Source organism: Acinetobacter sp. SM34, from assembly GCF_022012365.1.
Lineage (GTDB): Bacteria > Pseudomonadota > Gammaproteobacteria > Pseudomonadales > Moraxellaceae > Acinetobacter.
In genome coordinates, this window is sequence record NZ_JAKLTP010000027.1 from 1 (window position 1) to 9894 (window position 9894).

The window sequence follows — 9894 nt, forward strand, 5'->3', positions numbered from 1 at the left end:
GCTATTAATCAAAAACAATATGATGCAAATAATCCTTTTGATTATTCATACCTTCAAGGTTCTCCAGTAGCTAATCAACGTGTTTTTTCAGGCTGTTTAAATAATATTCCTTATGATCAACAAGGTTCTGTTTTAACTGAAGCTCCAAAAGATTTATGTAAACGTGTTCTTGCTGGAGAGCGTCCATTTAATCCATATAGGCAGGTGAATAATTATGATAGTGGAATGGTTACTCAAAATAGGGATTCCGAAGCTGTTCAGGTTAATAATCAGGTTGCTACTAAACCGAATAATGCGACCTTATCACCTGAAGAAATGGAGAAATTCCAAAAAGCTAAGGAGATGGGATTAATATGATCTTAATTCATACATCTAAATGTTAGACTTATTTTTTCATTTTTGTTTTTTAATTGTTTTTCAATAAGTACTTTTGTAGATTCGCTCTTTACATCTTGATCACATGCTTTTGTGGGGTTTTTCTTTGAAAGGATTTTTATGGTTTGTGTCTTGGGGTTGTACTCAATTCTATATACAGATTGTTTTTTATCTAGTGTTATCTGTGTTGCTGATGTATTACATGATATTAAAAGCAATAACCATATTTTTTTCATTATCTTTAACATCCGTGTAGCAGAACGAGTGTCTACGAGTGATTCGGTAAATTTGATTCTATGGCTTACTTCTCCCTGATTACAAGCTCCCAGTTAAACTTGACCGGTAAGGGCAGAGCGTCCGTAGGCGCGAACTGATATGGTAAATAGGCATCTATATAGAACAGTTGGCTATAATCGAAATAAGGGCGTTTTACTTAAAGAAGATTATATTTTCATTCGTGAATGTTTAGAGAAACATTTAGAAAACATGCAGTTATCTAATGATGATTATTCTATTGAAATAGATCAATTAAAGGTTCTTTTTATTAAATTGGATCATACTATTGGAAGATTATAGCGTCTTATAACATGCGGGTTACGATTGACTAAAAATGAATCAAAATAGGTTTTTTATTAAAATATCCATCAAGTATGAGGGATTTCTTACTGTATTTAGTCCTTTTGCTATTTGGTTTTTTTTAACAGCATTTTATGAAACTGATTTTGGTTAAAGCTCTTTGTGATCCTGTAGGTTGTTCCTTCTAGAATTAGTTTGGACGTTTCTAAATTAACGTCCACAATAAAAACACAAACTTCCAAAGCTCACGGATTTCGGCATAACGTATATTATGTTCATTAAGATACTTCACTGGAGAGATTAATATTGTGCTGAATCTCTCCAGTGAAGTTGCGCCAACGGCTGAGTTATGTAGGGCGCAATCTTGGATATCTTATTTAACATAATATACATTATACGAAATTCTAACTATGTACCTTATATAAAGCATGTTCACTTATTGCTTCTTATTCCCTTAATCTTTTTCGGCTTTTCGTGAGAAATCTGTGCAATAAAAATTTGCTTAGTTGAATCGCTACAAAATGTGTATTTATTTCAACCATTACCACATATCATAGACATCAAAATAAATTAATTTATTATTAAAAATCAATAATATATATTCTTATAAGCATAGATGTTCTGTTAAAAATGATTGATTTAAGTACCTTATTCTTACTTGCAATTATATATATTCAGCCACATCATGAACGCATAAGGCTTTAATCAAGTGAGTACATAATGACGCCTGAACAACGCTTCCAAGCCGTATTAGCCCAATCCAAACAGCATGATGATGAGGAATCCCAGCGGTCAAAATTGGAAAATAATTTAATCGTGATTAGCCATGAACTCAAGGAACTTGCAGATACGCTTGAAGAACAAGTAACCGATCTTATCTTCATTGAAATGGATAAATTTTTAGAGTCTCAAGGATGGACTTCAGAATTTAATAATGCCAAAAATAAAAGATATAGCCTAAATCATAAAAATATTTATATCACTGCCCTAAAACCTGTCAGTGGAAAATTTCTGTTTGTGATCAAGCATGATCTATTTAACAGTACCGAACATCGGGTTGAAGTCTGCTTTAAAGACAGTACAACCTTAAGCCATTTTAAAACAGCGATGCAAGGTGGCGATATTAAAAATGATATACCAATCAAAGCACTTGAAGATTGGTTAAAGGGCTTACAGTTAACCCAACAACAGTTAAAAATAGAAAGTGAAAAGCTCCAACCCGATGGTTTAACTTATGAAATCATTAAAGTGGGACAAATTCATCATAAAAGACTACCTAACTTTATCGAAGCATTTTTATCCATCCTGGAAAATAGATAAACCAGTTTAAAGCCAAGTCTAAATTTTTTGACTTGATTTATAATAATAGCTATTCATAGCACGCTTTCAATATGCACCTGCAAATTTAAAACTATAACTGTTATATAAATATTTCACTTTTTTGTATCTATAGATACTCATTTACATCGTCAATAATCAAGCTAACAGATAGACAAATGAGATAGTCTGATGAACGATCAAGAGCAAAAAAGACAGCAAAAATACGCTGACAGTGGCATTTCAGATAAAGCTTTCAAACGTGCCATCATTTGGTTCGGGATTTATGCTTTATTGTTCTGTATTGGTGTCGCATTCGTGGTTAATGCAGATAATTCATATCTTCCATAATTTCAACATGACTAAATCTATGATCAAGCAGCATGTTTTCGTCAAGCATGCTGCTTTTTTAGTTTAATGATATTGAATTTTAGTTTGCATATATTCACCATAGACTGAAAGTTTTTCAAAAATATGCTCTGAATAAAACATATCGTCTACCAGCAATTGGGCTTGATCAAATCTATATAAATCTAATATTTTCAGCAACTTGGCATTAATTTGAGAAAATTTTGTACAAAGTTGTATGTATTCATCACTTTTATTCTTAAATAATAGTTGTAACATATTGATTTTATTTATATCTAAGTATTCAGATTGCTGTTCTAGAGTAATGACTTGAATCTGCACATGCAAAAAATCAGCGATTAGATTAATCAATTCCAGATTGACATTCAGACGCGTAATACAAACTATTCTAGATACTTTTGAATTACATAAACCATTGATTAAATTTAGATAAAATGAATCTCCCCGAGTCATTCCTTCATCATTTAATTGTAGAGATAAGCCTAGGCTGTCCAATAGTTCATCAAAATTAAAGCTGAGATTATTATAATTAGCCTGATAATAACGTGACAAAATGCTTAAACTTTGTTCATTTTTAACTGTGTGATAAATGACCTTTTGATTCAGATTAGCCAATATAAATGGTGAGAACAAATAAGCGACATCTTCAATATGCTCTGTAATGGGGTCTTGCAGAATCACAATGTGCCCTGCCTTCTCTATTTCTCTGAGCTTTTTTGCTCTTAATAATGTGGCTTCGACATTTAAATATTTTTGCTTGAGTAACCCTTCAACCTGTGGAGAAACTTTATGCCCTGTAAGCAACTGCTGGATCAAATTTAGTTGCGATATTTCAAACATTTATCACTCCATTTCAACATTTTATGCACATTCATCATGTGTTTGCATTCAGTGTGCGCTAGTATTGCAAATATTCTTGAATTTGATAGATACAACATCAGCCATAAAATTTATAACAGATCTGCATTTCCAAACAAATCTGTTATAAAAATACTTCCATATTAACTAAATACAGTTATATTTATAGACAGTTACTTTCTCTAAATTACACGTCAACATGTATAAGTCAGAACAGCTTGCTCATCAATTAAGACAATTGATTGAAAGTGGCACACTGAAAGCCCATGAAAAACTTCCTTCTTTACGTGAACAAGTGCAGCTTTCCGGCTTTAGCCTGATTACCGTGATGAATGCTTATCAAGAGCTTGAATCTAGAGGTTTAATTTATGCAAAAGAAAAATCTGGCTACTACATTGCAAATACATATGCCGACCATGAACACAACACACCTTTAATTGTTTCTCTCAATTCTAATATTGAGATCAATTCATTAATTTTTAAGTATCTGAAATCCATTCAGGGTGAACATATTGTTCCGTTTGGTTCGGCATTTCCGGCCAGTGATTTGGTCTATTCCAAAAAACTGACCCAGATTATGGGACAAATTGCACGTAATAAAAAAAGTTATGATGCTATCGATAACTTGCCACCCGGAAATTTTGCTTTACGCAAACTGATCGCGCAACGCTATTGTATGCAAGGTATCGCAACTGACCCTGATGACATTGTCATTACATCCGGTGGTATGGATGCGCTGAACCTGGCGTTACAAGCAATTGCTCAACCAGGTGACTATATTGTTTTGCAGCAAAATATTTTTTACGGTGCCTGGCAAGCGGCTGAACGTTTAGGCCTGAAAGTGGTCACAATTCCAGAGCATCCCAAACATGGATTTGACCTGGACGCTTTTGAACATATCTTAAAAAACTATCCGGTAAAACTCTGCTGGTTTATGTTGAATAGCCATAATCCTATAGGTTTTACCGTTTCAGAAGATATAAAATTCCAGATTTCAAAATTATTACATCAATATCAAGTTCATATGATTGAAGATGACGTCTATGAAGAAATGTATTTTGGACATAAAAAGCCTTTACCCATGACCTATTATGATCAAAATAATTTGATCCTCCACTGCTCTTCTTTTTCTAAAACTTTGGGTGCAACGTTTCGGGTGGGTTGGGTGCATGCCGGGAAATACTCGCAGCATATTCAACACTTGCAGTTAATGAGCACTATTTCTGTCAATTCTTTACTGCAAAACGCTTTAGTGGAATTTTTGTCCAATTTTCATTATGAAAAGCATCTGCGTAATTTACGAAAAAATTTACAGCATAATAAATTATTATTTTATAGATATTTAGAGTTAAACCTACCCCTTGAATGTAAAATTGAATATTATCCGAGTGGCTATTTTTTATGGCTGAAACTGCCTAAAAATGTAGACAGTATGCAAATTTATGAAGTCCTTATCCAGCAGCAAATAGGTATTGCACCGGGTCAACTTTTCAATATCACTGCACAAAAACAGCATTATTTAAGGATGAACTGTTCATTTGAATGGTCAGATTCAGTTCAGCATTCACTAGATCAGGTTATTGCTACGCTGCAAGGTTTTATAATGGATGAATAGTTTAAATTGACAGTGAATATTGTCATGACTATGTTGTAAAATGATTTTGATCAGCCTTGTCTTCTTATGCTGATATCTATAAGACAAAATGAAAAACAAAAATATAGGGAAATACAGGGCTAAAATTATATGGAATCGCAAAATTCTAAACGAATTCATGCATTTGATAATGATGTAATGTCAGATCTAGATGCCGTGGGTATCGCACAATTAATTCGCAGTAAACAGGCTTCCGTACAGGAAGTGACAGCAGCAGCGATTGCCCGCGCACAACGCGTCAATCCGCATCTCAATGCGATTCAGCTTGAATGTTTTGAGCGTGCTTTGTCAAAGCCACATTTCAAGCCAACAGGAATTTTTGCCGGTGTTCCCTTCTTTTTTAAAGACAATACCGATTATCAAGGCTTAGCAACCACGCATGGTTCTAAAGCGGTACATGGTAAAACCGTATTAATTAATCCCAAAATCAGTCAACAAATTTTAGATCAGGGCTTTGTGGTTTTAGGTAAAACCACCCTGCCCGAGTTTGGTTTAAATGCTACCACTGAGTTTGAGGATGGCAGTGCTACGGTTAATCCCTGGCATACAGACTATTCTTGTGGTGCATCTTCGGGTGGTTCTGCTGCAATGGTGGCCTCTGGTGTAGTACCTATTGCCCATGCCAATGATGGAGGCGGTTCAATTCGAATCCCCGCTGCTTGCTGTGGTTTGATTGGACTTAAGCCCAGTCGCGGTCGTACATTTGATAGTGATGCAGCACGTTCTTTACCCATTAATATCATCAGTGAAGGAGTAGTTACGCGCAGTGTTCGTGATACGGCTTACTTTTATGCTGGTATGGAACACAGATTTTATAATAAAAAACTGCCTAAAATCGGCTTAATCGAACAGCCTAACCAGCGCCGTTTACGAATCGGCTTAGTCACCCAATCCATCACCGGTCAAATTGATCAGGAAACATTATTGACTCTTAACCAAACTGCGAAATTACTTGCAGACCTGGGTCATCATGTTGAAGAGTTTAAGCTGCCTATCTCCATAAATTTTGTCGATGATTTTAGTGAATATTGGGGGTTTTTATCCTTTATGCTGCAAACCTTTGGCAAACAGGCATTTGGTGCTGGATTTAATGCCAAAAAACTGGATAATTTAACCGTTGGACTTGCCGGACTTTATAAAAAGAACTTTTATAAAACGCCGTTATTTTTGTATCGTTTAAAAAGAATGCAGCAACAATATCAGGACATCTTTAACCAATATGACGTGCTTCTTTCACCGGTATTAGCCCATACAACTCCGCAAATTGGATATCTATCGCCTAGGCTTCCATTTGATCAATTATTTGATCGGATTCAAAATTACGTTACTTTTACTCCTATTCAGAATGTCGTTGGCGCTCCGGGAATGTCAATCCCTATGGGTCAAACGCAAGTGGATGACTTACCGATTAGCATGCAGCTTTCCGCCAATATTGGTGATGAAAAAACTTTAATTGAATTGGCTTATGAAATTGAGCAGGCAAAACCCTGGCGTAGAATTCAGGATGCTTGATCATAAAAAATAAGGAAGCATCATGCTTCCTTATTTAATAGTGTATTTAAATGCAATAACTTATTGAACTTGAAACTCAATACGACGGTTTTTTCTGCGGCCCTCTGCAGTGGTATTTTCAGCAACAGGTTGATTTGAACCGAAACCTTCTGCAGTTAAATTTACAGCTGCAATATTTTTCCCAATTAAATAATTTTTCACTGTAGTTGCACGCTGCTGGCTTAAAGTCAGGTTTTTATTTGCATTACCAGAGCTATCCGTGTGGCCAATCACCTTCACTTTTTTGCCGCCGACTTTATTCAATGCTACGGCCATTTCATCTAAAATTTGTGTGCCTGATGCAGTTAACACAGCACTTCCAGATTCAAATTCAATAATACGATGCTTTAATGTGGCATCAATCATTTGTTGCTCAGCTTGGTTTACGGATAATTGTGCATTTAAACGATAAGGAGCTGCTACAAGACTGTGAAATTTTGTAGTTGTCAGCTGAAGGTCATTTTCATCGCTCATTTTTCCGGATAAATCCACCTGTGTACCACGTACGGTTAGTTTGCCTTGTTTTACTTTCTTTAAGTCCTCGGTAATGACATTACTCACAGCACCGCTCCAACCATTAGGAGCAGTAACAGCACGGACTTGAAGTCTTTCGACGACATTCTCTTGCCCATAAGTCGTGTACATTTTATTTAAAATCTCTTGTTTACTGGCTTCATTGGGCACCGCCCCCTCAATGACAATCGGCTCGGCATGGGTCACTACAGATAAGCTAAAAATTAAAAAAATGATCCGAAAAATAATTTTAATATATTGTTTTTTCATAATATTTTATTCATTAATAAATGTTTGTTTAAACAGTTTCATACTTTGGGTAAGACTTAGTTGGCGCTCACTTAAAACTTGTTCTAAAGCAGTAAGTCCTGCATTTTGTTCTAAATAAGGATCAATCCAGTTGGCTTGAAGCAGTGAAACCCAATGCCCGGAATCCATTTTTTGATTGAATATCTCGCTTAAAGCAATAATATCGGCACCTTGGAAACCAAACAGCAGCACGGGTTGCTTCAGATGCAAAATTCCAGTCCATAATTCTACATTTTGTTTTGAAACGAAATAACTGATCAAATTGACCCAGAAAGCGGCTATTTCATGGCTATAATTGGAGTTATTAACAGGTAAAATCAGGACTTTTTTGATCTGCTCCGTTCCTTGTTGAATCACGGGCTGCAACAATAATCCCAGACCAATCATACTTTGAGCCAGCTCATTGGCACTTAAGCTCATTAATTGTGAAAATGAATGAATAGTATGATCTTGATAAAATTCAGCACTTTCATTACGCGTAAGCACTTCAATTTCATTGCTTAATTTTCCCAGTTTATCCTGTAGAAGATCAGGCTCACTGAGCGACTGTATTTCCCTATTCTTTTGCAATAAATCAATTAAAGTCTGCTTATAACGCAAGGGTGCATAAAAAATATTATCACCGGGCAAATCAACTTCTAATAAATGACTCAGCAGCATTGGAAATTGACGACCTGAACTATCTTCACTGCTGATTAAATTGGCGACCAGAAAACTACCGTCCTGTGAATTTGCAATAAAAAAATCCAGCGCAGGGAGTTGTTTATAGTTTGTAGCAAAATCAGCTGATTGCATGGCATATCCCAGTGCCTCAGTAATCCATTGATCTAGTAGTTGAATTAAAGCGGACTGCCCTCGCGTTTTCAAAAAATCACCATGTGCGGGACATTTACCATAATAAATCGGGAAAGTTTTCATGGTATGCATGAATATGCTCCCACTTTTTTTGTTGTGTGGATGATGTGCTTTATATTCATCATTGGCTAACTCCACCACCATTATTCATACTTGCTAATGCAGGAGTGGCATTTGTTTTAACCACTGCTAGGGTGGTTGGGACTGTCTGTGCTGCAACCACACGAACCGACTTATCATTCACCACCTGATCAACCAGTTGCATGCCGGCATACCCACGACTCGAACCAATATGTCCTGAATTACCACTAATCAAACGGAAATTAACTTTTACGGCTAGCTCAGGATTTTGTTGATCTTTCCAGATCATCTCAAAACTATCGCCACGTTGTGTACGCTGTGCATGATCAATGAGGCGGTTAATGCCATATTCCCCTGGTTCATCCAAGATGGTATGCATTTGTCCTTGCAAATCTACCGCGCTAATACGTGCACCCGGAATAGAACCTTGATTTGGCCAGACAAAATTAACCCATTGTTGAATGCCATTTTCATAGACCATTCTTTGGCCATCAATATCAATGGTATAAGACAGAAGTTGTGGATTTTCTAAAGGATAAAACTGGAAATTGGATTGATTGCTTACTGCTGCCGTTGTTTGGTTCAGCTCCCCAGTTGCCATGCCATTATTGGGTGCCACATAACTTTGGAAATTCATTACAAATTGTGGATTCAGACTAATTCCCAAATCTTTCCAGGTTTTGGAGGTTAATAGATAGCCACGACGAATGACCAGCGGATCGAGATAGTCTTTGACAAAACGTGCAATACTGCCATTTTCACCCAAAATTTGACTGATTTCTTGGCGAGTTGCCTGCAATGTTGCAGAAGAGTTAAATGGATATTTTTGACCTAAGTTAGCGCTAAATGGCTGATTCGCTTGGATCATCCATAATTTATTCATTTCATGCTGTGCTGGAATCAATAAGCAAGCAAAGGATTGAGTTAAGGGACTCATCAATAATTTTTGCAGAACTTGCTGATCTGGGTCATTCAGTCCAACAGTCATTTCTTCATCAATGATTTTTTGGCTATTATTAAAGACAGAGTTTTGATCATTAATCGTTTGCTTGACTAAAATAAAGGCTGCCGGACCAATATCTCCGGTACTCTTCAGATCATTAAATTTGCTCCTGACCTGTGCAAGTGATTGCATATATTCATCTAATAAAGATTTGTTTTGTTGATCATCGCGTTTACGTACCAGTTGATAGAACATCTGGAATTCTTTTGAAATGATTCCCTGTGCTTGATTCGAAGCCAGATTCGTCACTTTAGGTTTATTCTGGATTAAAATTTTAGCTTTAAACCATGCCATGAAACCGGTTTTTGGTGCAGCCAGTTCTGCTTGAAGCACTGGGTTATCCCAACTGGTTTCTTGAGCAATATGCTGAATAATGGCACGAATGGGGGAATTTTCTGGCTCGCCCAAGATATCAATATTTTTTGTTTGCTGG

8 protein-coding genes and 1 pseudogene are annotated in these 9894 nt (G+C 36.2%); 5 read left to right on the forward strand and 4 right to left on the reverse strand.

Translation table 11 applies throughout. The features are described from left to right. The 3 genes and pseudogenes from LZZ98_RS15235 to LZZ98_RS15245 form a co-directional block, all read left to right on the forward strand. Window positions 1-357 (forward strand): annotated as a pseudogene (locus LZZ98_RS15235) (hypothetical protein); the annotation flags it as partial. A gap of 1314 nt (window positions 358-1671) precedes the next feature. Next, on the forward strand, window positions 1672-2271 hold the full coding sequence (locus tag LZZ98_RS15240) for a hypothetical protein (protein WP_237788570.1): 600 nt from the start codon (window positions 1672-1674) through the stop codon (window positions 2269-2271). Window positions 2272-2460: 189 nt separating this feature from the next. Further along, on the forward strand, window positions 2461-2619 hold the full coding sequence (locus LZZ98_RS15245) for a hypothetical protein (protein WP_171262915.1): 159 nt from the start codon (window positions 2461-2463) through the stop codon (window positions 2617-2619). Window positions 2620-2682: 63 nt separating this feature from the next. Here the strand turns inward: LZZ98_RS15245 and LZZ98_RS15250 are convergent, their stop codons facing one another. Beyond that, a complete protein-coding gene (locus tag LZZ98_RS15250) occupies window positions 2683-3477 on the reverse strand; it encodes a hypothetical protein (RefSeq protein WP_237788571.1) in 795 nt (264 codons plus the stop codon). A gap of 217 nt (window positions 3478-3694) precedes the next feature. Here LZZ98_RS15250 and LZZ98_RS15255 point away from each other — a divergent pair, with 217 nt between their 5' ends. Together LZZ98_RS15255 and LZZ98_RS15260 are read left to right on the forward strand one after the other, a co-directional pair. Further along, complete coding sequence (locus LZZ98_RS15255; protein ID WP_237788572.1) at window positions 3695-5110, forward strand: aminotransferase-like domain-containing protein; 1416 nt, start codon at window positions 3695-3697, stop codon at window positions 5108-5110. Window positions 5111-5239: 129 nt separating this feature from the next. Next, on the forward strand, window positions 5240-6661 hold the full coding sequence (locus LZZ98_RS15260; protein ID WP_237788573.1) for an amidase: 1422 nt from the start codon (window positions 5240-5242) through the stop codon (window positions 6659-6661). A 60-nt stretch (window positions 6662-6721) separates the two neighbouring features. Here LZZ98_RS15260 and LZZ98_RS15265 read toward each other — a convergent pair whose 3' ends face one another. The 3 genes from LZZ98_RS15265 to LZZ98_RS15275 all read right to left on the reverse strand — a co-directional run. After that, window positions 6722-7483 (reverse strand): OmpA family protein, encoded by a 762-nt coding sequence (locus tag LZZ98_RS15265; RefSeq protein ID WP_237788574.1) that lies wholly within the window; start codon window positions 7481-7483, stop codon window positions 6722-6724. A 6-nt stretch (window positions 7484-7489) separates the two neighbouring features. Further along, window positions 7490-8449, reverse strand: coding sequence for a type VI secretion system-associated protein TagF (gene tagF / locus LZZ98_RS15270; protein WP_237788575.1), 960 nt, complete (start codon window positions 8447-8449; stop codon window positions 7490-7492). Between the two features lie 49 nt (window positions 8450-8498). Further along, window positions 8499-9894 (reverse strand): type VI secretion IcmF C-terminal domain-containing protein (locus LZZ98_RS15275; protein WP_330848261.1); only part of this gene is annotated, 1396 nt, incomplete at its 5' end.